Origin of the sequence: Massilia sp. UMI-21, assembly GCA_015277795.1 — a bacterium.
In the GTDB taxonomy this organism is placed as follows: domain Bacteria; phylum Pseudomonadota; class Gammaproteobacteria; order Burkholderiales; family Burkholderiaceae_D; genus Telluria.
Window position 1 is genome coordinate 3,402,306 of sequence record CP063848.1, and the last position, 22,798, is coordinate 3,425,103.

The 22,798-nt window shown below is 65.2% G+C and carries 21 protein-coding genes, 1 tRNA gene and 1 pseudogene; 7 read left to right on the top strand and 16 right to left on the bottom strand.

All coding sequences use genetic code 11. The annotated features are described in order from the left end of the window. Nucleotides 1–6 precede the first annotated feature (6 nt). The 8 genes from IM543_14965 to IM543_15000 form a co-directional block, all read right to left on the bottom strand. A complete protein-coding gene (locus tag IM543_14965; protein ID QOY96701.1) occupies nucleotides 7–432 on the bottom strand; it encodes an integration host factor subunit alpha in 426 nt (141 codons plus the stop codon). 115 nt (nucleotides 433–547) lie between these two features. Continuing rightward, a complete protein-coding gene (locus tag IM543_14970; GenBank protein QOY92895.1) occupies nucleotides 548–2,989 on the bottom strand; it encodes a phenylalanine--tRNA ligase subunit beta in 2,442 nt (813 codons plus the stop codon). A gap of 68 nt (nucleotides 2,990–3,057) precedes the next feature. Continuing rightward, entirely contained in the window at nucleotides 3,058–4,074 is a 1,017-nt protein-coding gene (gene pheS, locus IM543_14975) for a phenylalanine--tRNA ligase subunit alpha (protein ID QOY92896.1), read from the bottom strand. 189 nt (nucleotides 4,075–4,263) lie between these two features. Then, nucleotides 4,264–4,623, bottom strand: coding sequence for a 50S ribosomal protein L20 (gene rplT, locus IM543_14980; GenBank protein QOY92897.1), 360 nt, complete (start codon nucleotides 4,621–4,623; stop codon nucleotides 4,264–4,266). Nucleotides 4,624–4,653: 30 nt separating this feature from the next. Continuing rightward, the gene (gene rpmI, locus IM543_14985) at nucleotides 4,654–4,851 is read right to left on the bottom strand and encodes a 50S ribosomal protein L35 (protein ID QOY92898.1); all 198 of its coding nucleotides are present in this window, start codon (nucleotides 4,849–4,851) and stop codon (nucleotides 4,654–4,656) included. Nucleotides 4,852–5,169: 318 nt separating this feature from the next. Next, on the bottom strand, nucleotides 5,170–5,691 hold the full coding sequence (gene infC, locus IM543_14990) for a translation initiation factor IF-3 (GenBank protein ID QOY96702.1): 522 nt from the start codon (nucleotides 5,689–5,691) through the stop codon (nucleotides 5,170–5,172). 47 nt (nucleotides 5,692–5,738) lie between these two features. Beyond that, nucleotides 5,739–7,649, bottom strand: coding sequence for a threonine--tRNA ligase (thrS, locus tag IM543_14995; protein QOY92899.1), 1,911 nt, complete (start codon nucleotides 7,647–7,649; stop codon nucleotides 5,739–5,741). 260 nt (nucleotides 7,650–7,909) lie between these two features. After that, nucleotides 7,910–7,986 (bottom strand) — tRNA-Val (locus IM543_15000). Between the two features lie 131 nt (nucleotides 7,987–8,117). Here IM543_15000 and IM543_15005 point away from each other — a divergent pair. Together IM543_15005 and IM543_15010 are read left to right on the top strand one after the other, a co-directional pair. Further along, nucleotides 8,118–9,038 carry a cation transporter gene (locus tag IM543_15005; protein QOY92900.1) on the top strand — a complete coding sequence of 307 codons (921 nt, stop codon included), beginning with the start codon at nucleotides 8,118–8,120 and terminating at the stop codon, nucleotides 9,036–9,038. 89 nt (nucleotides 9,039–9,127) lie between these two features. Beyond that, on the top strand, nucleotides 9,128–10,093 hold the full coding sequence (locus IM543_15010; protein QOY92901.1) for an NAD(P)/FAD-dependent oxidoreductase: 966 nt from the start codon (nucleotides 9,128–9,130) through the stop codon (nucleotides 10,091–10,093). Here the strand turns inward: IM543_15010 and IM543_15015 are convergent. From IM543_15015 to IM543_15045, 7 genes are all read right to left on the bottom strand, one after another. Then, on the bottom strand, nucleotides 10,069–11,019 hold the full coding sequence (locus IM543_15015; protein ID QOY92902.1) for a sensor domain-containing diguanylate cyclase: 951 nt from the start codon (nucleotides 11,017–11,019) through the stop codon (nucleotides 10,069–10,071). The two genes, IM543_15010 and IM543_15015, sit on opposite strands and share 25 nt — an antisense overlap. Nucleotides 11,020–11,117: 98 nt before the next feature. Continuing rightward, nucleotides 11,118–11,744, bottom strand: a complete 627-nt coding sequence (locus IM543_15020) for a hypothetical protein (protein QOY92903.1) — start codon at nucleotides 11,742–11,744, stop codon at nucleotides 11,118–11,120. Then, nucleotides 11,741–12,673, bottom strand: a complete 933-nt coding sequence (locus IM543_15025) for an MCE family protein (protein ID QOY92904.1) — start codon at nucleotides 12,671–12,673, stop codon at nucleotides 11,741–11,743. The genes IM543_15020 and IM543_15025 overlap by 4 nt, the downstream gene beginning before the upstream one ends. Nucleotides 12,674–12,698: 25 nt before the next feature. Further along, nucleotides 12,699–13,505, bottom strand: a complete 807-nt coding sequence (locus IM543_15030; protein ID QOY92905.1) for an ABC transporter permease — start codon at nucleotides 13,503–13,505, stop codon at nucleotides 12,699–12,701. A gap of 90 nt (nucleotides 13,506–13,595) precedes the next feature. After that, complete coding sequence (locus IM543_15035) at nucleotides 13,596–15,848, bottom strand: bifunctional (p)ppGpp synthetase/guanosine-3',5'-bis(diphosphate) 3'-pyrophosphohydrolase (GenBank protein ID QOY92906.1); 2,253 nt, start codon at nucleotides 15,846–15,848, stop codon at nucleotides 13,596–13,598. A gap of 19 nt (nucleotides 15,849–15,867) precedes the next feature. Further along, a complete protein-coding gene (locus IM543_15040; GenBank protein QOY92907.1) occupies nucleotides 15,868–16,218 on the bottom strand; it encodes a RidA family protein in 351 nt (116 codons plus the stop codon). Nucleotides 16,219–16,249: 31 nt separating this feature from the next. Then, a complete protein-coding gene (locus IM543_15045) occupies nucleotides 16,250–17,131 on the bottom strand; it encodes an alpha/beta hydrolase (protein ID QOY92908.1) in 882 nt (293 codons plus the stop codon). 138 nt (nucleotides 17,132–17,269) lie between these two features. Between IM543_15045 and IM543_15050 the strand changes: the two genes are divergently transcribed. The 5 genes from IM543_15050 to IM543_15070 all read left to right on the top strand — a co-directional run bounded on the left by IM543_15050 (nucleotide 17,270) and on the right by IM543_15070 (nucleotide 22,216). Then, nucleotides 17,270–18,064 (top strand): 3-hydroxybutyrate dehydrogenase, encoded by a 795-nt coding sequence (locus IM543_15050; protein ID QOY92909.1) that lies wholly within the window; start codon nucleotides 17,270–17,272, stop codon nucleotides 18,062–18,064. Between the two features lie 8 nt (nucleotides 18,065–18,072). Further along, the gene (locus IM543_15055) at nucleotides 18,073–18,453 is read left to right on the top strand and encodes a hypothetical protein (protein QOY92910.1); all 381 of its coding nucleotides are present in this window, start codon (nucleotides 18,073–18,075) and stop codon (nucleotides 18,451–18,453) included. 241 nt (nucleotides 18,454–18,694) lie between these two features. Beyond that, the gene (locus tag IM543_15060) at nucleotides 18,695–19,342 is read left to right on the top strand and encodes a PEP-CTERM sorting domain-containing protein (GenBank protein ID QOY92911.1); all 648 of its coding nucleotides are present in this window, start codon (nucleotides 18,695–18,697) and stop codon (nucleotides 19,340–19,342) included. Between the two features lie 107 nt (nucleotides 19,343–19,449). Beyond that, nucleotides 19,450–20,763 carry an amidohydrolase family protein gene (locus IM543_15065; protein ID QOY92912.1) on the top strand — a complete coding sequence of 438 codons (1,314 nt, stop codon included), beginning with the start codon at nucleotides 19,450–19,452 and terminating at the stop codon, nucleotides 20,761–20,763. A gap of 139 nt (nucleotides 20,764–20,902) precedes the next feature. Then, on the top strand, nucleotides 20,903–22,216 hold the full coding sequence (locus IM543_15070) for a dicarboxylate/amino acid:cation symporter (protein ID QOY92913.1): 1,314 nt from the start codon (nucleotides 20,903–20,905) through the stop codon (nucleotides 22,214–22,216). A gap of 62 nt (nucleotides 22,217–22,278) precedes the next feature. On the opposite strand, the pseudogene IM543_15075 reads toward IM543_15070, so the two are convergent. After that, nucleotides 22,279–22,794, bottom strand: a pseudogene (locus IM543_15075) (IS1 family transposase). Between the last annotated feature and the right edge of the window lie 4 nt (nucleotides 22,795–22,798).

Consider the following 22,798-nt stretch of genomic DNA (forward strand, 5'->3'; position numbering starts at 1 on the left):
TAGCACTCAGGCAGCTCGGGCCAGCGAGTTACTCGAAGGACTGGTCTCCTCGACCATTCCCTTAAGCTTCTGGCTGGCGTGGAAGGTCACGACGCGCCGCGCCGTGATGGGAATCTCTTCCCCGGTTTTCGGATTGCGACCCGGCCGCTGCGGTTTGTCGCGCAACTGGAAGTTGCCGAAGCCGGACAGCTTGACCGCTTCGCCGCGCTCGAGCGCGTTGCGGATTTCGTCAAAGAAGGTCTCGACCATGTCCTTGGCTTCGCGCTTGTTCAGGCCGACCTGCTCGAACAGCAGCTCGGCCAGCTCGGCCTTGGTCAAGGTCGGTAATGCCTGCTCTGCTTCCTTCCGCATGCGCGCCACTTGCGTCGCGCGATGCAGATCGGCCGCCAGTGCTTCCTGGAATACGACCGAGTCAACGTCGTTGTTATTAATTTTGAAGCCCTACCTTCAAGAAACGATGTTTTGGAACGATGTGAGGCGCTTCAGCGACGTGAATCCCTGAAGCCCCCCACGGTGAAGCACCGCAGTGCTCACCGCGGTGTTCACCTCATGCACGCAGCTTTGCGCCGACTTTTTCTTGTGCCGCACGCGCCACGGCCGCCATGAGGGCGTCCACCGCGTCGTCCTGCAGCGTCGATTGAGTATCTTGCAAGCCAAAGCGGAAAGCAAGGCTTTTTTCATCCGTCTCCAGCCCCTTGCCGCGGTATTCATCAAACAAAACAACGGCTTGCACGATCTTGCCGCCAGGATTCGATGCAATTTCGGCATGGAAGGTATCGAGCACTTCCTGGGCCGACACGCCCTGCTTCACCACCAGCGCCAGGTCGCGCGTCGCGCCCGGGAACTTCGAAATCTCGGCATAGGCCGGCACGGCGCGCCGGCGCAGCGCCTCGGCATCGACTTCGAACAGGACCGGCGCCTGCGGCAGGTCGTATTTCTGCAGCCAGCGTGGATGCAGTTCGCCGATGAAACCGATGTGCTTGCCGTCGAGCTCCACCAGGGCGCTGCGGCCCGGATGCAGCGCCGGGTGCTCGCCTTTCACGAAGCGCAGGGTCGCCGGGGCGAACAGCGCCTCGAGGTCGGCCTTGACGTCGAAGAAGTCGACCGGGCGGGTCTTCTCGCCCCACTGCTCGTCATTGACCGGGCCGTAGGCGATCGCCGCGACCCGTTTCGGCTGGTCGAAACCGGCGATCGACAGCGGGCCGTCCTCTACCTGCGGGTTGCGCGCGAAGACGGCGCCGACTTCGAACGCGCGCACGCGGCCGGCCTTGCGGTTGACGTTGTAGCGCACGTTCGCCACCAGGCTGCCCACCAGGTTCGAGCGCATCACGCTCAGCTGGCTGGCGATCGGGTTCTGCAGGCGGATCGGCGCGCTGTTCGCGGCGAAATCCTGCTCCCACTGAGCTTCCACGAAGCTCATGTTCACCACTTCCTGGTAACCGAGGTCGGCCAGCTGGTGGCGGATCGCGAACAGCGAGCGGGTGTCTTCCGGCTCGACCAGCATGGCGGTCGGGGCGACCGGAGGGCGGGTCGGGATGTTCTCGAAGCCGTACACGCGCGCGACTTCCTCGATCAGGTCTTCCTCGATCTCGATGTCGAAACGGTAGGACGGCGAGCTCACGTGGAACACGCCCGGCCCATCGCTACCGGCGTCGAAGGTGAACGGCAGTTGCAGGCGGGTAAAGATGTCGGCCACCAGTTCGTCGGTCAGCGGCACGCCGATCACTTTTGCGGCGCGCGCGGTGCGCATGGCGACCGGCTGTCGCTGCGGCAGGTTCACGGCCTGGTCGTCGACCGGACCGACCCGGGTATCCGGGGTGCCGCAGATCTCGACGATCAGCGCGGTGATGCGCTCGATGTGCTCGGCGGTGGTCGCGTAGTCCACGCCGCGCTCGAAGCGGTGCGCGGCATCGGTCGAGAAGTTGTACTTGCGGGCGCGGCCCTGGATCGCGTTCGGCCACCAGAACGCCGCTTCCAGGTAGATGTCGGTGGTGTCCAGGCTGACGGCGGTGGCGTCGCCACCCATGATGCCGGCCAGCGATTCGATCTGCCTGTCGTCGGCGATCACGCCGACCCACTCGTCGACCGCGACGGTGTTGCCGTTGAGGAGCTTGAGCGACTCGCCCCGCTTGCCCCAGCGGACGTCCAGGCCGCCGTGGATCTTGCTCAGGTCGAACACGTGCGACGGACGGCCGACTTCGAGCATCACGTAGTTCGAGATGTCGACCAGGGCCGACACCGAGCGCTGGCCGCTGCGCTCGAGGCGCTGCTTCATCCAGTCGGGGGTGGCTGCGCGCGCATTCAGGCCGCGGATGACGCGTCCCGTGAAACGGCCGCACAGGTCCGGGGCGGAGATGGTCACCGGCAGGATGTCGTCAAGCGTGACGGCAAGCTGCTCGGTGGTCGGCACGTGCAGCGGGGCGCCGGTCAGGGCCGACACTTCGCGTGCCACGCCCAGCACCGACAGGCAATCGGCCTTGTTCGGGGTGAGCTTGATGGTGAACTTCAGGTCGTCCAGGCCGAGGTAGTCGCGGATGTCGGCGCCCACCGGTGCGTCAGGCGGCAGTTCCATCAGGCCGGCGCTCTCTTCCGAGATCTTGAGTTCCTTGGCCGAGCACATCATGCCCTGCGATTCGACGCCGCGGAGTTTACCGACCTTGATCGCGAAGGGCTTGCCGTCGGCGCCCGGCGGCAGCACGGCGCCGGCCTTGGCGCAGATCGCCTTCATGCCGGCGCGCACGTTCGGTGCGCCGCAGACGATGTTCAGGAGGGTGCCGGTGCCGACGTCCACCTGGCAGACGTTGAGGCGGTCGGCGTCCGGGTGCTTGGCGACTTCCTTGACCTCGGCCACCACCACGTTCGTGAACGGCGGCGCAACCGGCTCGACTTCCTCGACTTCGAGGCCGGACATGGTCAGGAGGTGCGACAGTTCGTCGGAGCTCAGCTGCGGGTTCACCAGGGAACGGAGCCAGTTTTCGGAGAATTGCATATTCGTTTTACCTCGTCAGCGCGTGACTATGTGTTTTTATGACTGAATCGACTGAATCAGCGCCCGAATTAATTGAATTGCTTCAGGAATCGCAGGTCGCCCTCGTAGAACAGGCGCAGGTCGTTGATCCCGTAGCGCAGCATGGTCAGGCGCTCGAGGCCGGAGCCGAACGCGAAACCGATGAATTTTTCCGGATCCAGGCCGAAGTTGCGCACCACGGTCGGATGCACCTGGCCGGCGCCCGAGACCTCGAGCCAGCGCCCCTTGAGCGGACCGGAACCGAACGCGATGTCGATTTCGGCCGACGGTTCGGTGAACGGGAAGTAGGACGGACGGAAGCGCACCTGCAGGTCGTCGGTCTCGAAGAAGGCCTTGACGAAGTTGAGGTACACGCCCTTGAGGTCGGCGAAGCTGATGTCCTCGCCGATCCACAGGCCTTCGACCTGGTGGAACATCGGCGAGTGGGTGGCGTCGCTGTCGACGCGGTAGGTGCGGCCCGGCGCGATCACCTTGATCGGCGGCGTGTGGGTGCGCGCGTAGCGCACCTGCATCGGGCTGGTGTGGGTGCGCAGCAGCAGCGGCTTGCCGCTGCTGTCATTGCCCTCGATATAGAAGGTGTCCTGCATCGAACGGGCCGGGTGGTTTTCCGGGCTGTTCAGTGCGGTGAAGTTGGTCCAGTCGGTTTCGATCTCGGGGCCGTCGGCCACGTCGAAGCCGATCGAGCGGAAGATCTGCTCGACGCGTTCCCAGGTGCGCATCACCGGATGGATGCCGCCCTTGGCGCGGCCGCGGCCGGGCAGCGTGACGTCGATCGCCTCCAGGTTCAGGCGCGCTTCGAGCTGGGCATTCGCCAGGGCGTCGCGGCGGCCGGTCAGTGCCCCTTCGATTTTTTCTTTGGCGGCATTGATCAGGGCGCCCTGCGCCTTGCGCTGTTCCGGGTCGAGCTTGCCCAGGCCCTTCATCAGGTCGGTGATTTGCCCGGTCTTGCCCAGGTATCTGGCTTTGGCATTTTCGAGTGCGGCGGCGTCGGGCGCGCCAGCGAAATCAGCCTGTGCGGCGGAGACGAGATCTTCCAGCGATTGCATCTTGTTCTATTCCTGTTTTGAGTGGCAGCGCTTCAGGGCATGCAGAAGCGTAGCGCGCGGCGGTGCAACGCGCAGTCGCTTCGGCAAGGACCCACCACAATCAAAAACGGGGCACAGGTTCTGCAACCGTGCCCCGCTCTCTTCGCGTCAGGTTGCCCTGACGCTGGTCTTGCTAGCAGACTTGCCTGATCAGGCAGCCAGCTTGGCCTTGGCGGCGGTGACAATCGCGGCGAATGCCGGCTTGTCGTGCACTGCCATGTCGGCCAGGACTTTACGGTCCAGTTCAATCCCGGACTTCTTCAGGCCGTTCATGAAGGCGCTGTAGGTCATGCCGTGCGAACGCGATGCCGCGTTGATACGGGTGATCCACAGTGCGCGGAAAACGCGCTTCTTGTTGCGGCGGTCGCGGTATGCGTACTGGCCGGCGCGCATGACTGCTTGCTTGGCAATACGGAATACCTTGCTGCGGCGACCACGGTAGCCTTTTGCAAGTTCAAGGACTTTCTTGTGACGGGCACGTGCAGTAACCCCACGTTTTACTCGAGGCATGGTAGCTCCCTTAGTAGATGATTAGTGAGATTAAGCGGAAGGCATCATGCGGTAGACGCTGGTCACGTCCGACGCATTGATGTTACGGGTGCCGCGCAGCTGACGCTTGTTCTTGGTGGTCTTCTTGGTCAGGATGTGACGCTTGAACGCCATACCCGACTTCACGGTACCGCCCGGACGCACGCGAAAACGCTTCTTCGCGGAGCTTTTGGTTTTCATTTTTGGCATAGTCATCTGCCCTTTTATGGACAGCCTCTATACGACAGGATTGCAGGTGGCGGCAACGCTGCTCTTGGATGCCTGCTTTCACTTGTCTTGCAGCCGGCGCCACTACCTGCCGACTACAACCTGCTTGTTAAAAACAGGAACCGCAGATGATAGCACAGCTTCTGGGGAAATTGTTGGGGTGCGATGGCCGAGCCAGGCCTTTTGCGGGCAAACGATGTGCGGATCGCACAAACGACCGCAGGCCGGGCCCGGGCGCAGCTTGCACTGGCACCCGGTCCCGGCCGGCAATCCTGACCTTCGCGAAGAAACCCCGGGGTATTACTTCTTCTTCTTCGGCGCAACGATCATGATCATCTGGCGACCCTCGAGCTTCGGGAACTGCTCGACCTGGCCGACTTCCTCGAGGTCGCCGCGCAGGCGCTCGAGCATGCGCATACCGATGTCCTGGTGCGCCATTTCGCGGCCGCGGAAGCGCAGCGTGATCTTGGTCTTGTCGCCTTCTTCCAGGAACTTGATGAGGTTACGCAGCTTGATGCTGTAGTCGCCTTCATCGGTACCTGGACGGAACTTGACTTCCTTGACCTGGATGATCTTCTGCTTCAGCTTGGCTTCGTGCGCCTTCTTCTGCTCCGAATACTTGAACTTGCCGTAATCCATCAGGCGGCAGACCGGCGGAACCGCGTTCGGCGCGATTTCGACCAGGTCGACGTTCTTTTCTTCGGCCAGGCGGAACGCTTCCGCCAGGGTCACGATGCCCAGCGGTTCGTTGTCCACACCGTTCAGGCGCATTTCGGGATGGGTGATCTCGCCGTTGATGCGATTCTGTTTGTCAGTAGCTATGTTGTTTCCTTTGAAAGTATGTTAATCGGCCGCGCGCATTTGCACATTTATTTTGCCTTGGCGGCAACTTCTGCCACCAGGCGCTCCACGAGCGCGTCGACCGGCATGACGCCGAGGTCGACATTGCCGCGTGCTCGCACGGCCACCGTATTCGCTTCACGTTCCTTGTCGCCAACAACCAGAATGTACGGCAGTTTTTGGACGGAATGCTCGCGAATTTTATAAGTAATCTTCTCGTTCCGCAAATCAGCGTGAACGCGCAGTCCTGCCGCGCGCAGTTTCGCCTCGACCTGCTTCACATAATCTGCTTGCGCATCCGAAATATTCAAGACCGCGACCTGCACCGGCGCCAGCCACAGCGGCAGCGCGCCGGCGTAGTTTTCGATCAGGATGCCGATGAAGCGCTCCATCGAACCGACGATCGCGCGGTGCAGCATGACCGGCACCTTGCGGGTGTTGTCTTCCGCCACGTACTCGGCGCCAAGGCGGCCCGGCATCGAGAAGTCGACCTGCATGGTGCCGACCTGCCATGGGCGACCCAGGCTGTCCTTCAGGTGGTACTCGATCTTGGGGCCGTAGAAGGCGCCCTCGCCCGGCAGTTCGGTCCACTCCACGCCGCAGTTGCGCAGCGCCGAACGCAGCGCCGCCTCGGCCTGGTCCCACACCTCGTCGGAGCCGATGCGGTTTTCCGGGCGCAGGGCGATCTTGACGTCGATGTTCTCGAAACCGAAGTCCTCGTACACCTGCATCGCCTGGGCGTGGAAGGCCACGACTTCCGGCGCAATCTGGTCTTCAGTGCAAAAGACGTGGCCGTCGTCCTGGGTGAAGCCGCGCACGCGCATCAGGCCGTGCAGCGCGCCCGAGGACTCGTTGCGGTGGCACTGGCCGAACTCGCCGTAGCGCAGCGGCAGGTCGCGGTAGGAGCGCAGGCCGGCGTTATAGATCTGCACGTGGCCCGGGCAGTTCATCGGCTTGAGCGCATAGGTACGGCTTTCCGACTCGGTCGTGAACATGTTTTCACGATAGTTGTCCCAGTGGCCGGTCTTCTGCCACAGCGACACGTCGATGATCTGCGGCGCCTTGACTTCGTTGTAGCCGGTGTTCTGGTAAGTCTTGCGCATGTACTGCTCGACCTGCTGCCAGATGGTCCAGCCCTTCGGGTGCCAGAAGATCAGGCCCGGGGCCTCGTCCTGGAAGTGGAAGAAGTCCAGTTGCTTGCCGAGCTTGCGGTGGTCGCGCTTTTCGGCTTCTTCCAGCATGTGCAGGTATTGCTCCTGGTCTTCCTTCTTGGTCCAGGCGGTGCCGTAGACGCGCTGCAGCATCTCGTTCTTGGAGTCGCCGCGCCAGTAGGCGCCGGCCAGCTTCATCAGCTTGAAGACCTTCAACTTGCCGGTCGAGGGCACGTGCGGGCCGCGGCACAGGTCGGTGAAACCGCCCTGCTCGTACAGCGACACGTCCTCGCCCGCCGGGATCGAGGCGATGATCTCGGCCTTGTAGTCTTCGCCGATCGACTTGAAGTAGGCCACGGCCTCGTCGCGCGGCAGCACCTTGCGGGCGACCGGCTGGTCCTTCTTGGCCAGCTCCTGCATCTTCTTCTCGATCGCGGCCAGGTCGTCCGGGGTGAACGGGCGCTTGTACGAGAAGTCGTAGTAGAAGCCGTTCTCGATGACCGGGCCGATGGTGACCTGGGCGTCCGGGAACAGCTCCTTGACGGCATGGGCCAGCAGGTGGGCGGTCGAATGGCGGATGACGTCCAGGCCGTCGGGGTCGCGGTCGGTGACGATCGCCAGGTCGGCGTCGGATTCGATCAGGAAGGAGGTGTCGACGACCTTGCCGTCGACCTTGCCGGCCAGCGCGGCCTTGGCCAGGCTCGGCGCAATGTTCTGGGCAACCTGGGCAACGGTCACCGGACCTTCGAACTGACGGCTGGAGCCGTCCGGAAGTCGTACGTTCAACATGTTGATCTCCAATCGGCGCCGGGCGCCCGCTAAGATTGATAAATTTGAAACTTGAAAATTCGGGGCGAAAAAAAACGCGCACCAGGCGCGTTTTCTTCAGTGTTGTCGAGTTTCTTTCGAACAAAAGGCCACCGTACCGCGTCTAGCGATTCCCCCACAACCAGGTTGTAGTTCGCGGTGTCATAACCGATGATGCCTTTCTCGCTCTTACTGACGACAAGAGCGGAAAACCGGAGTTCCCCGCACTGTCTGAGATATTCTGGTGGGCGGTGCAGAATTCGAATCTGCGACCCCTTGGATGTCGACCAAGTATTCTAACCAGCTGAACTAACCGCCCGATGCCGCTATTATAGGGAGCGCGCGCGTCCTAGGCAAGGCTTGTCACAGAAAAAGTTTCCTGGCGAGCTTGCCTGCAATGGCGGCAGGGCTTTGCTTTACACTAGGGCTTGATCAAATCGCCACGCCGCCATGTCCGTCCACCCTCCTTCCGAACACCTGCACGCCCACCTCGACGGCGACGCCAGCCACGCCCACGTGATCGAGGGCCGCAGCCAGCTGGCCCTGTCGATGGCGCTCGGCCTGACCCTGCTGTTCGCCATCATCGAAGCCGTGACCGGTTTCATCTCCAACTCGCTGGCCCTGATCTCGGACGCCGGCCATATGGTGACCGACGCCGCCGCGCTCGGCCTGGCCCTGATGGCCCAGGCCATCGCCGCGCGCCCGCCGTCGGCGCGCCACTCCTTCGGCTTCGTGCGCGCCGAGGCGCTGGCCGCTTTCGTGAACAGCCTGGCGATGTTGCTGCTGGTCGCCTGGATCATGTGGGAAGCCGGGCAACGCCTGCTGCACCCGGAACCGGTCCAGGGCGGCGTGGTGCTGGTGGTGGCGGCCATCGGCGCCGCCATCAACCTGCTGGTGGCCTGGGTGCTGTCGCGCGACAACCAGAGCATCAACACCCGCGCTGCGCTGGTGAACGTCATGGGCGACCTGCTCGGCTCGATCGCCGCGATCGCCTCGGGCGCCATCATCTACTTCACCGGCTGGCTGCGGGTCGACCCGATCCTGTCGATCTTCGTTGCCCTGCTGATCCTGCGCTCGACATCCGGCATCCTGCGCGAGTCCTACCACTTCCTGATGGAAGGCGTCCCGAGCGCGATCGACTACCTGGCGGTCGGCGCCGACCTGAAGGGGGTCGACGGCGTGCTCGACGTGCATGACCTGCATGTGTGGGATATGTCCCCGGGGCATCCGGCCCTCATCGGCCACCTGGAGATCGCCAACCTGGAACAATGGCCGGCAGTGCTCGACGCGGTACGCGCCATGCTGCGCGAACGGCACGGGATCGACCATGTGACCCTGCAGCCGGAGGCGGCCGGCGGCAAGTCGCTGTAGCCGATTGCCGGTCCTTGTAAGTCCGTTCTTACCTGCGGCTGGCAGGCACGCCGATACGCGCGGGGCTGCGCGGCCCGCATAATCCTCCCATGGATTGCTCCCGCACAGTATTCGACACCCTCATCATCGGCGGCGGCCCGGCCGGCCTGACCGCCGCGGTCTACCTGCGCCGCTTCACGCGCCACGTCGCCCTGGTCGACAAGGGCAACAGCCGCCTGTCCTGGATTCCGGTCTCGCACAACTACCCGGGTTTCCCGGAAGGCATCAACGGCGTGCAACTGCTCGAGAACCTGCGCGCCCAGCTCGCCAACTACGGCGGCAGCGTGATGCCGGGCGAGATCCTCGACCTGCGCCTGGAAGACGGCATGTTCGTCGCCGACTATGCGCCGGCAAGCGGCGGCGAGCCCTGCCAGCTGCGCGCCCACACCGTGCTGCTGGCCACCGGCGTGGCCGATGCCGGCATGCCGGTCGAGCGCTGGGACGAGGCGGTGCGCTGCGGCGCCGTGCGCCTGTGCCCGGTGTGCGACGGCTGGGATGTGATCGACAAGCGCATCGGCGTGGTCACGTCAAGCACCAACCCGGTCGGCCACGCCCTGTTCATGCGCACCTTCAGCGCCGACGTGCTGCTGTTCGAGCGCGGCCCGGAATCGACCCTGAACGACGAGGACCGCCAGCGCCTGGCGGCGGCCAATGTGCGCACCATCGATTCGCCGCTGGCGGGCGTGACCATGGGCGAGGACATGAAGCCGGTCCTGCACACCAGGGATGGCGAGGACTACACCTGCGACGTGTTCTACCCGATGCTGGGCGAGACCGCGCGCTCCGACCTGGCAAGCAGCCTGGGCGCCGAGACGGTCGAATGCAGCAAGCTGCTGGTGGACGAGCACTGCCGCACCTCGGTGCCGGGCCTGTTCGCGGTGGGCGACGTCACGCGCGGCCTGAACCAGATCGCGGTGGCCACCGGCCAGGCGGCGCTGGCCGCCACCACCATTCATAACACCCTGCCCTGGGCCTTGCGGCCGGCGCCGGATCAGGCCCCGGCGTCGCAGACCTGATCGCGTCCGGCCGACTTGGCCTGGTACAGGCGACGGTCGATCCGGTCCAGGAACACGGCAGGGTCATCCTTGAATTCGGGCACGATGGTGCCGGCACCGATACTTACCGTCACCAGGCGGCCCACGCCCGAGCGCGCGTGCGCCAGTTCCTTCTGCGCCAGCAGCTTGCGGCAGCGCTCGGCCACGTTGTACGCCGCCTCGGCATCGGTGGCCGGCAACAGCAGCACGAATTCCTCGCCGCCCAGGCGCGCACACAGGTCGCGCGAGCGTGAGGCGCCGGCGTCCAGCGCCGCCGCCACCTGGCGCAGGCAGTCGTCGCCGCGCATGTGGCCGTAATGGTCGTTGTACTGCTTGAAGTAGTCGATATCGACGATCAGCACCGAGAGCGGCTCGCCGGTGGCGCGCGCCTTGGCCCACTCGACCGGATACAGCGCGTCGAACATGCGGCGGTTGGCCACGCCGGTCAGGCTGTCGCGGTAGGAAAGCACCTCCAGTTCGCGCTGCAGCTGCACGATCTTGTCCTCCGCCTGCTTGCGCTGCGTGATGTCGAACATGAAGCCGACCAGCGAATCGACGCTGCCATCGGGGCGGCGCACCACGTGCACCACGTCGCGGATCCAGACGTAGTCGCCATCCGCCGTCAACGCCCGGTAGTCGGCCTCGTGGTCCACGCCCTGCTGCGACTGGGCGACACAGAAGTTCACGGTCTTCTCGCGGTCCTCGAGAAGGATCCGGTCGGCCCAGTCGTTCACGGTCTGCCAGCTGGACGGGCTCCAGCCGAGCAGCGCCTCGATCTGCGGTCCGATATAGGTAAAGCGCATGCTGGCCCAGTCGATCCGCCAGGGGATGGCCTTGGTCGATTCAAGCAGGGTGCGATAGACGCCGGGGTCGTCGCAGGCGACCGGGTGGAGAGCGGGAGCAGTCATGGAGCGTATGCATGGTGGATACGCTCACATTGTGCACTGGAAATTATCATTTGCGCCAGCCGGCCGATCTTATTTGTTGGCGCCGCCACATAGCCGGTTCAGCCCGATGCCAATGCGATCCGGCGCCGGATGCGCTGCACTTCCTGCGTGTCGCCCGCCGCCTCCGCGCGCCGCGCCTGCACACCCAGCCAGGCCAGCAGCGGCCGGCGCCAGCCCTGGCTGGAGGCGGTATCGATGGCCTGCGTGATGCCTTCCGGGGTGATGCGTCCGGCCTTGAACGCCGCCCCGGCCGCAACCAGGCGCGCCAGCGGATCGGCGACACCCGCGACCTGGCCGGTGGCGACGACCGGCCGATGCTGACCGGGCAGCGCTGCCGCGTCGAGCCCCTGCCAGCGGCCATACAGGTAGTCGGCATAGGCGCGCTGGGCCGGCGTGGCCTCGCTGGCCAGGGCCGCATAGCCGGGGCAATCGTCGAAGTCGAGGCTGGCCACCTGGGCGGCGCAGCGCACCAGTTCGACCTGGGCCACGAGATCCGCGCGGCCGGTGCTGGTGGTGGCGCTGCGCGCAGACCGGAATTCGGCGGCGGCCGCCGCGCCGTGGCCCTTCAGGTAGTCTTCCACGGAGGCGTCGAGGGCGCCTTTGGCGTCAAGCTGCCAGTCGGGAGGCAAGGGCTTGCTGGCGCAGCCCGCAAGCAAGGCGACTGCGAGGATGGCGGGAATTCTCATGGCAGCGTGATCTCCTGGTTCTTGCGGGCGAACGGCCACTTGCGGTTGATCTCGTCGACCAGGCGGTTGACCTTGCGCAGGCTGGCGTCGACCTCGCCGCGCAGCACGCTCAGGTCTTCGGTGGCCACGCGCGCGTTCTTGCCCACGGCCTGGGCCTCGACCAGCACCGCATCGGCCTTCTTGAGGGTGGTGCTGGCGTCCTGAAGGACCACGTGCAGCTGGCGGATCGCGGCCTGGGTGTCGTCCATCACGCCATCCTTGCCGTACACGCGCCGTTCGGTCTTGCCGAGCAGCGAATTGATGCGGTCGAGCGCCTCGCGCAGCTTGCGCGCCTCGGCATCGCCGCCCATCACGCCGCCCAGCACCCCGGCCGGACCCGACATGCGTTCGGTGAGCGTGTTGATGTTGGCCAGGCTGGCATTGATGTCGGAACCGGTCGCGGTCATGTTTTCCAGGTTCTCGAGCAGCGCGCGCGCGGTGGCGACCATGCGGGGGATTTCGGCGGCGACGTCGCCGCGCAGGACCGGGCGCACCGCGCCCGGCGGCAGGGGCGGGTCGTTCAGCAGTCCGGTGAAGGCGCGCAGGCGGGTCTCGCCGACGATGCTCGATTCCAGCGTGAACACGCTCGAGGTGCGCAGCCACTTGGCGTCCTTGCTCTGCACGTCGACCAGGATGCGCACCTTGCCTTCGGGCGAAAGTTCGACCTGGCTGACGCGCCCGATCGGGAAGCCGGCGAAGGTCATGTCCATGCCGGGCATCACGCCGGACGAGTCATCGGCCACCAGGATCAGGCGCTGGGTCGGCTCGAACACGCCGCGCGCATGCATCACGTAGCCGATGAAGGCGACGACCAGGATGCCGATCGCCACCAGCAGGATCATCGCCTTGAGTTCGACATGTTTCGGTTCGTCCGGCAAAGCTTCGCTCATGGTTTCCTTGCTTGTTCTTCGATGTTCAGATGTATTTCAGGGCCAGCGACGCGGCTTCGATCACCAGCAGCACGAACAGCAGGCGCACCGCGCCCGGCTGCACGGTGGACTGGAGGCGGCGCGGGTAGCGTTGCAGCTCGAGGATGGCGGCGGTCGGGATCAGGGCCACGGCCAGGCCGAAGAAGACGGTCTTGAGCACGAAGCCGATGGTCACGGCCGGGGTGAAGACGCGGCCGACGGTGCGGGTGTAGTCCTGCACGCCCCAGGGCAGCAGGCCGTACACGTTCAGGTAGGCCAGCACCAGCACGATCACGCTGGTGACCATGGCCAGGCTCAGGACCGCCACCGAATTGGCCAGCAGTTGCGGCACGATGTCGCGCCGCAGGCGGCGCAAGGCCTCGTCGTTGGCGGCCTTCGGCGACATGCCGGCGCGCGCCAGGCCGAGGGCCGAGGCGTCGAACGCCATGCTGGCGCGCAGGGCCACGAACATCGCGGCGGACAGCGGAATGAGCTCCAGCACCAGCACCCGCACCACCATCTCGAGCGCGAAGTGCGACAGGCCGTAGCTTCTCGCCGTGACCAGCACGATGCGGATGATGACCAGGCCGACCAGGGTCGTGGCCAGCGAGAACCAGGGCAGCACCTGCCACGTGGAGGCGTAGATGTAGCGCGCCGCGGCGAGGCGGTTGGCGCGGGTGTAGGTCGAGGGCGAGAGCGCCATCACCAGCGCGACCGCGCCCAGGTGCACCATGTACCACCAGCTGCGCAGGTAGCGCGCCAGGGCGAGGCCCCACAGGCTGGGACGGGCGTAGAGGTCGAGGGTGCGGCGCATGGTGTCGATATGATACAAATTTTTATGGTTGTGCCCGGTTTTTGTATCGTATCGATACTGCCGGGCCCCGCATGCCCTGCAACGGCGCGCTTACTGGCGCCGCGCCTCCATCACGCCTTGCACCTCCGTGATCGCCGCCAGCGCCTTCTGCAGCTGCCCGGTCGATCCGATCTCGGCCGTGAACACCATCCGCGCCTGCCCCTTGCTGCTTTGGGTATTCACGCCGGTCACGTTGATCTTCTCGCGCATGAACACGTCGGAGATATCGCGCAGCAGGCCCTGGCGGTCCATCGCCAGGATGAACAGGTCGACCGGATACACCGTTTCCATCCCGGCCGAACCCCACTCGGTCTGGATCACCCGTTCCGGCGCCTTGGCGCGCATCTGGGCGAAGTTCTTGCAGCTCAGGCGATGGATCGACACGCCCTTGCCGCGCGTGACGAAGCCGCAGATCGGGTCCGGCGGCGCCGGCTTGCAGCAGCGGGCCAGCATGGTCATCAGGCCTTCGGTGCCGACCACCAGCACGCCCGACTTGGCGCCCTGCTCCACGCTCGAGGCGCGGCTCTTGTTGACCACCGCTTCGTCGACAGGTGGCGGCGCTTCCGGCGCGTCGTGCAGGGCCGCTTCCACGTGGCGCAGGCTGAACTTCTCCTTGCCGACCTGGACGAACAGCTCGTCGACCTTGGCGAAGCCCAGCTTGTGCGCCAGCGCTTCCAGGTTGACCGCGGTCTTGCCCTCGCGCTGCAGCGATTTTTCCACCAGCGCCCGGCCCTGGGCCAGCGTCTCGGCCTGTTCCTGCGCGTGGAACCAGGCGCGAATCTTCGATCGGGTCCGGCTGCTGACCGTATAGCCGGGGCTGAGCCAGTCGCGCGAGGGCCCCTGATTGCCGCTCGCCCCCTTGGCGGTGATGATCTCGCAGGTCTGGCCGTTGCGCAGCGGCGTGTTGAGCGGCACCATCACCCCGTCGACCTTGGCGCCGCGGCAGCGGTGACCGACCTCGCTGTGCAGGTGGTAGGCGAAGTCGATCGGGGTGGCGCCCTGCGGCAGTTCGAGCACCCGCGCCTGCGGGGTCAGCACGAAAATGCGGTCATCCAGGGTCGCGGCCTTGAGCTTCTCGACCCATTCCTTCTGCAGGTCTTCCTGGCCGGTGACCACGTCGGCCACGTCGCTCTTCCAGGCCAGCAGCTGGCGCAGCCAGGCGATCTTCTCGTCGTACTGCTGGCTCTTGAAGTTCGAGCCGCCCTCTTCCTTGTAGCGCCAGTGCGCGGCCACGCCGTACTCGGCGAAGTTGTGCATCTCCTGGGTGCGGATCTGCACCTCCAGCGGCCGCCCGTCCCCGGCGGTGACGACCGTGTGCAGCGACTGGTAGCCGTTCGGCTTGGGCCGCGAGATGTAGTCGTCGAATTCCTTCGGGATCGGGGTCCAGATGTTGTGCACGATGCCGAGCACCGTGTAGCAGGTCTTGACGTCGGCCACGATCACGCGGAACGCGCGCACGTCGTAGAGCGATGAAAAGTCGAGCTCCTTGCCGCGCATCTTCTTCCAGATGCTGTAGATGTGCTTGGGCCGCCCCGACACCTCGGCCTTGATGCCGGCCGCCGCCAGTTCCCGCTCCAGGCCCTCGATCGACGACTGCACGAAGCCCTCGCGCTGCATGCGCTTTTCTTCGAGCATCCTGGCGATCTGCTTGTAGGTGTCGGGCTCGATGAAGCGGAACGACAGGTCTTCGAGTTCCCACTTGAGCTGCCAGATGCCGAGCCGGTTGGCCAGTGGCGCATAGAAATCCAGCACTTCGCGGCCGTAGGCGCGGGTGACTTCGTCGAAGCGCTTCTGCTCGGCGAAGTAACGCAGCGTGGTGGCGCAGGACGCCAGGCGCATCAGCACCACGCGCATGTCGGAAGCCATCGCCAGCAGCATCTTGCGCAGGGTCTCGACCTGGGCCGCGGCTTGCTGGGCGGCGTTCTTGCCCGCATTTTTCCCGCCGGCGACGGGCTCCTTGCCGGCCGTGAGATCACGCAGCCTGACCAGCTGGTAGACGCCCTGCACCAGGTTCGACACTTCCTTGCCGAAGCGCTCCTCGAGCGCGCCGGCGACCTGCGGGTCCATCATCGCCAGTTCGAACAGCAGGCCGGCGATGCGGGTCTCGGCGTCGGTGCGCAGGTAGGACAGGGTGCCGGCCACGCCGAGCGAGAACTCGAGCGCGTCCTGGCCCGTGCCGGCGCTGCGCTCGCCGTACGCATCGCTGGCGTAGTCGAGCGCGGCCTGGACCCGCGCGCAGTCTTCGACGCTGAGTCCCTGGACCAGCTGGGTGCCGGCGTCACCCAGTAAAGCGGTTGATACCATCTAGCTTGCCTGTCCCTCGTTAACGCAGTGCGGCGGTGACGCAGACCTCGACCAGGCATGCGGGATTGGCCAGCTTGGCCTCCACGGTGGCGCGCGGCGGGGTGTGGCCCTGGGCGACCCACTCGTCCCAGACGCCGTTCATGCCGGCGAAATGCGCCATGTCGGCAATGAAGATCTGGCACGTCAGGATGCACGACTTGTCGCTGCCGGCTTCGCCAAGCAGACGGTCGACGTGGCCCAGCACCTCGCGCATCTGGCCATCGATCCCCTGGGTGGTGTCTTCGGCGATCTGGCCGGCCAGGTAGACGGTATCGTTGTGGATGGCGATTTCGGACAGGCGCTTGCCTACGTGGAGTCGTTTGATTTCCATAGCTGCTTTCTTATAAAACGTGGCGCAGGCCTCATGCCGCGCCGATTAAAAATTCTCGTGCTATCGCGATCTGGTCGGGGCGCACGAAGGTGGGCGCATGGCCGACGCCCGGGATTTCCACCAGCCACGGTGTCGGCCCGCGCGTACACATTTCCCGCGCCGTCTCGCGCGACAGCAGGTCGGACTGCTCGCCGCGCACCAGGAGCGTCGGGCAGCGGATCGCGTCCCAGGCCGACCACAAGGCCGCCTCGTCGCCGGCCGCCTGCTCCGGCGTGATGGCGCGGAAGGGCTGGGCCAGGCCGAGGTCGTAGTGGCGCACCCACTCGCCGCCCGGCTCCTGGCGCAGCACGTCGCTGGCCAGCTTGAACCATTCTTCCTCGGTGTGCGGGCCGAAGGACATCGACACCGCCTTGACGTAGGCGGCGCCGGTGTCGAAGTCGGGGAAGCGGATGTCCTGCCCGATGTATTCGCCGATGCGGGCGATCGCGCCCTGGTCGAGTACCGGACCGATATCGTTGAGCACAAGCTTGCGCACCGGGGTGTCCTCCAGCGAGGCCAGCATCATGCCGATCAGCCCGCCCATCGAGGTGCCGAACCAGTGCACGCCCAGCGCGTCGTCGCGGGTGACGCGCGCGATCAGCGTGACCATGTCGGCGACGTACTGCGGCACCGTGTAGTGTTCCGGATCGCGCAGGCGGCCGGAGCGGCCGCGCCCGACCACGTCCGGACAGACCACCCGGTACGCGTCGCACAGCGCGCGCGCCAGGTGGTCGAAATCGTCGGCCACGCGGGTGACGCCATGCACGCAGACCAGCACCTTCGGATTGAGCGGGTCGCCCCACTCCTTGTAGGCCATGCGGTGCAGGCCGGCGGGCGAACTGCACTGCACGCTTTTTAATCTGGCTTCGCTCATCTCCGCTCCGTCATGGCTATATTCTTTGTTCTCGCATCGCACAGCGCCACGCAGTTCACCATTCTACCGGGCGTTGCGATTAGAATTCTACCAATTCTGAGGAAGCAAGCCCGATTACCCCCAAAACTAGAGGACGCAATGAAATCCAGTATGCTCAGCGGTAAAACAGCTCTCGTCACCGGTTCGACCTCGGGCATCGGCCTGGGGATCGCCCGCTCGCTGGCCGAACAAGGCGCCAACATCGTCTTCAACGGCTTCGGCGACGCCCAGCAGATCGAGAAGCTCTACGTCGACGTCGGCGCCGAGTTCGGCGTGCAGACGGCCTACCACAACGCCGACATGAGCAAGCCGGCCGAGATCGAGGCCATGATCGGCTTCGCCACCGAGAAGTTCGGCGGCGTCGACATCCTGGTCAACAACGCCGGCATCCAGCACGTGGCCAGCGTCGACGAATTCCCGCCCGAAAAGTGGGATGCGATCATCGCGATCAACCTGAGCTCGGCCTTCCACACCACCCGCCTGGCCCTGCCCGGCATGAAGAAGAAGAACTGGGGCCGCATCATCAACCTGGCCTCGGTGCACGGCCTGGTGGGGTCGAGCGGCAAGTCGGCCTACGTGGCCGCCAAGCACGGCCTGGTGGGCTTCACCAAGGTCACCGCGCTCGAGACGGCGCAAACCGGCGTGACCTGCAACGCGATCTGCCCGGGTTGGGTGCTGACGCCGCTGGTGCAGAAGCAGGTGGACGACCGCGCCGCGCGCGACGGCCTGAGCAACGACGCGGCCAAGAAAGCGCTGCTGAGCGAGAAGCAGCCCTCCGGCGACTTCGTCACCCCGGCCGAACTGGGCGCGCTGGCCGTGTTCTTCTGCAGCCCGGCCGGCGACCAGGTGCGCGGCGTGGCCTGGAACATGGACGGCGGCTGGGCCGCGCAATAAGGTCCCCCATGAGCCAGCGCCTCGACGAACAGGAACTGCAAACCGCCTGCCTGGACCTGGCCCGGCTCGTGCTGGCCGCCGGCCAGCCGCAGGTGTCGAACGACATCCTCGAGACGCTGGCCGACCGCTTCCAGCGCGAAGTGCTCGATTTCGCGCCCGGCATCGCCCGTGCCGGGCGCGACCCCAACCTCTTGACACGCGCGGTGTACTACCTGATCGACGCCCACGCCCTGCCCCTCATGGGCACCGACATGGAATGGTTCCGCCAGACCCTGGTGTGCCTGGTGGAGTTGGCGACGCCCAGTATTGCGCTATCCGATAAGGGCGGCGCCTTCCTGCGTGACGTGCAGTTGGGGGTCGAGCAGTCGCTCGGAGACCTGGAGGGCTGAGCCCGCCACCGAAGCGGATAGGCGTGCCGGGACGTCCACACAGTGCAGCGGTCTGTTGGTAAACTTTACATTCCGGGATGCCCGCAACGGATGACAGCGCTTACGCTGGGGATAAGTTATTGATTTGAATAAAGATAATTGCCACCTGGAATGTATTGGTACGCGTTTTGCTTATGTGGGAATGGCAACTGATATTCACATATAACCAATAACCAATAACCAATAACCAGGAATCCTGAACATGCGCTCCATGAAAACCATCTTCGCCATCGCCGCCATGTCGACCGCGGCGGCAGCCCAGGCCGCATTTATCCCATCCGGCATCCAGACCAAGGTGTCGACTGCACAGGTCGCGAACTGGGGCTGGACCACCTGCTACGAAGACGCCGGCTCCAGCAACGCGTCGATCGACAGCGTCAAGTCGGCCTGCTCGGGCAAATACGTGATGATGGCCAGCAAAACGGATGCCGATACCTTCGGCATCCTGGCCGCCGCCTTGCGCGAGGATGTGTTCTTCGATACCGGCAACTACAATAACGTGACCCACACCGCCAACGGCGCGGAGTGGTACTTCAGCACCAGCTGGTCGATGGGCTTTACCGCACTGGGCAATACGGTCGTGCGCAATTCCTGCGATACCAATCTGGCTGGCTGGAATGGTGGATCCAGCACGGTCGGCGCCTGCTGGCATACCTACAACAACACCATGAGCGGCGGCTGGGGCTTCAACAATGGCGACGGCTGGCAGTACATCACTAATCGCACCCTCCTGATGTCCAACGGGCCGGACGGCGCGGTACCGGAACCGGGCAGCTTCCTGCTCCTCGGCCTGGGCGTACTCGGACTGGGCGCGGCGCGCAGGCTGCGCGTGTCAAGCAAGCGCATTTAAGGATACGTCGGGGTTCCACGGGCCGGCCGGGCGCACGGAGGAGTAAAGGCGCAAGACTCCGCTATGATGGCGTTTTTCCAATCCAGAAAGACAAGAGGAAAACACCCATGCGAATCCGCGCCAGGCAGCTTGCCCTTTCCATGTCCACGGCCCTGGCCGCCCTTGCCCCGGCCTTTGCTCAGTCGCAGGCCGCGCAGCAGGTCGCCCCGCCCCGCCCGGTCCTGATCACGGCGGAACAGGTCTGGACCGGCGAAGGCGCTCCGCACCCCGGCTGGGGCGTGCTGGTCGCCCAGGGCCGCATCCAGGCAGTCGGCCCGCTGGCGACGATGACGGTGCCGGCCGACGCCGAACGCATCAGCCTACCCGGCAAGACCCTGACCCCGGGCATGATCGACCTGCACTCGCACGTGCTGCTGCACCCCTACAACGAGACGACCTGGGACGACCAGGTGATCAAGGAGCCGGTCGCCTATCGCATCATGCTGGCCGGCCGCCATGCGGCGGCTACTTTGCAGGCTGGTTTTACCACCCTGCGCGACCTCGGCACCGAGGGCGCCGGCTACGCCGACGTCGGCATCAAGCGCGCCATCGACGAAGGGGTGGCGCCGGGGCCGCGCCTGGCGATCGCCACCAAAGCCATCGTGGCCAGCTACAGCTACGGCCCGGCCGAACGCAGCTACCGGCCCGACATGGAGATTCCCTACGGCGCGCAAGCAGCCACCGGCATCGACGAGGTCACCAAGGCCGTGCGCGAGCAGTCGGCGCGCGGCGCGGACTGGATCAAGATCTACGGCGACTACCGCACCGGCATCGACGGCACCGCGCGCCCGACCTTCACGATGGAAGAGATGAAGGCGATGGTCGCCGCCACCCACGTCACCGGCCGCAAGGTCGCGGTGCACGCCAGCAGCGACGACGCGATCCGCATGGCGGTGCTGGCCGGAGCCGACACCATCGAGCATGGCTATGGCGCCCTCGAGGCGACTTTCCGCCTGATGAAGGAGCGCGGCACGGCCTATATTCCGACCTTGACCGCGCCGGAAGCGACCGGCGAATATTTCCAGAAGCACGTGCGCGGCGGCGCCCCGACGCCCGCCATGCGGCAGGCCCACCGCGCCTTCGCGCTGGCGCGCAAGCTGGGAGTCACGATCGGCAACGGCAGCGACGTCGGCGTGTTCGCCCACGGGACCAATGCGCGCGAACTGGCATGGATGGTCAAGCTGGGCATGTCGCCGCTGGAAGCGATGCGGGCGGCGACCGTGGTGGCGGCGGAGATCCTCGGCAGGCCGGACCTGGGGCAGCTCAAGCCAGGCGCGCTGGCGGACGTGGTGGCGCTGGACGGCGACCCGACCCGGGACATCGGCGCGGCATCCCGGGTGGGCTTCGTGATGAAAGGCGGCGAGGTATTCAGGCGGCCTTGAGCCCGTGCCGAAAATACCACGGGCCAAGGCATCCGCATATCGGATAACAAGTTATAAGGCCTGCGGATATCCACAATAGATGCGGCGACAGGCTTCCATGATGATGGCAACACCATAAACTTCTCTTTGAAGAGTTGCCATGAAAAAGCCTTTTTATAAAGTCCTGTATGTCCAGGTGCTGTTCGCCATCGTGCTTGGCGTGCTGCTCGGGGTGTTCTACCCCGAACTGGGCGCCAAGATGAAGCCCTTGGGAGACGGCTTCATCAAGCTTATCAAGATGATCATCGCGCCGGTGATCTTCTGTACCGTGGTTGCCGGCATCGCCGGCATGCAGGACATGAAGAAGATCGGCCGCGTCGGCGGCAAGGCACTGCTCTACTTCGAAGTGGTCTCGACCTTCGCGCTGGCCATCGGCCTGGTGGTCGCCAACGTACTGAAACCCGGCGCCGGCTTCAACGTCGACCCGGCCCACCTGGACGCCTCGTCGATCGCCAAGTACACCGAGAAGGCCAAGGACCAGAGCACGATCGACTTCGTGATGAACATCATCCCGAACACCTTCGTGGATGCCTTCGCCAAGGGCGACATCCTGCAGGTCTTGCTGATCGCGCTGCTGTTCGGCTTCTCGCTGTCGATGCTGGGCGAGCGCGGCCGCCCGGTGACCAAGCTGATCGACGACTTCTCGCACGTCATCTTCGGCGTCGTGAACATCGTCATGAAAGCCGCCCCGATCGGCGCCTTCGGCGCCATGGCCTTCACCATCGGCAAATACGGCCTGGCCTCGCTGCTGCCGCTGGCCAAGCTGATGGGCTCCTTCTACCTGACCTGCTTCCTGTTCGTCGGCGTGGTGCTGGGCTTCATCGCCAAAATGACCGGCTTCTCGGTGTTCCGCTTCATCCGGTACATCAAGGAAGAACTGCTGATCGTGCTCGGCACCAGCTCGTCGGAAAGCGCCCTGCCGGCCCTGATGCGTAAACTCGAGCGCCTCGGCTGCTCCAAGCCGGTGGTCGGCCTGGTGGTCCCGACCGGCTACTCGTTCAACCTGGACGGCACCAACATCTACATGACGATGGCGGCCCTGTTCGTGGCCCAGGCCACCAACACCGAGTTGACCCTGATGCAGGAATTGACCATCCTGGCGGTGGCGATGCTGACCTCGAAAGGCGCCTCGGGCATCACCGGCGCCGGCTTCATCACCCTGGCCGCCACCCTGGCCGTGGTCCCGACCATCCCGGTGGCCGGCATGGCCCTGATCCTCGGCATCGACCGCTTCATGAGCGAGGCGCGCGCGCTGACCAACTTCGTCGGCAACGGCGTGGCCACGGTGGTGGTGTCGAAGTGGGAAAAGGAGCTCGACGTGCAGCGCATGGACGACGTGCTGCACGGCCGCGTGCCGGTCGAGGGCGGCGTCGCGCCGACCCCGGAGCTGGAGCCGGTGCGCGTGGCCGCCTGATCTCACCCGGTCCGACCCGAAAACCGCATCTCCGGATGCGGTTTTTTTTGGCGCTGTCCTCTTTATCTGTTGATGACGCCGATCGCGATGCGCAACAACTGTTCCGCAGTAATTACCCGTGCGCCGTCAAGCGCCCGGTGCCAACCCAGGTAGTTCGGCAGGTAGCGCGATGCCACGCCGCGGTCGCGTGCCACCAGAATGCAGTCGAGCTCGTTCGAGATGCCGCGCTGACGTGCCGCGCCGCCTCGCTTTCTCGGCGCCCGGTCCAGCTTGCGCGCGCCTTTTTGCGATTCCAGGATGAACATTTCATCGGCCTCGACGATGCCGTTCAGTTGCTCTGGCTGGTCGTGCTTGACCCGGTCGACGAAGCGGTGGCGCCAGCGAAACGCGGTGTTGCGGTGCACGCCCACGTCAAGCGCGGCGCGGCGCACCGATTTGACCTCCATCAACGCGTCCAGGTAGTCGAGCCATTTTTCGCGCAGCCGCAGCCGCGCAAAAGGCGTGCCGCTCAGGTCGTTGAAGCTGCGGCCGCATTCCCTGCAGCGGTAGCGCTGCAGGCCGTTGGCATGGCCGTGCCTCAGC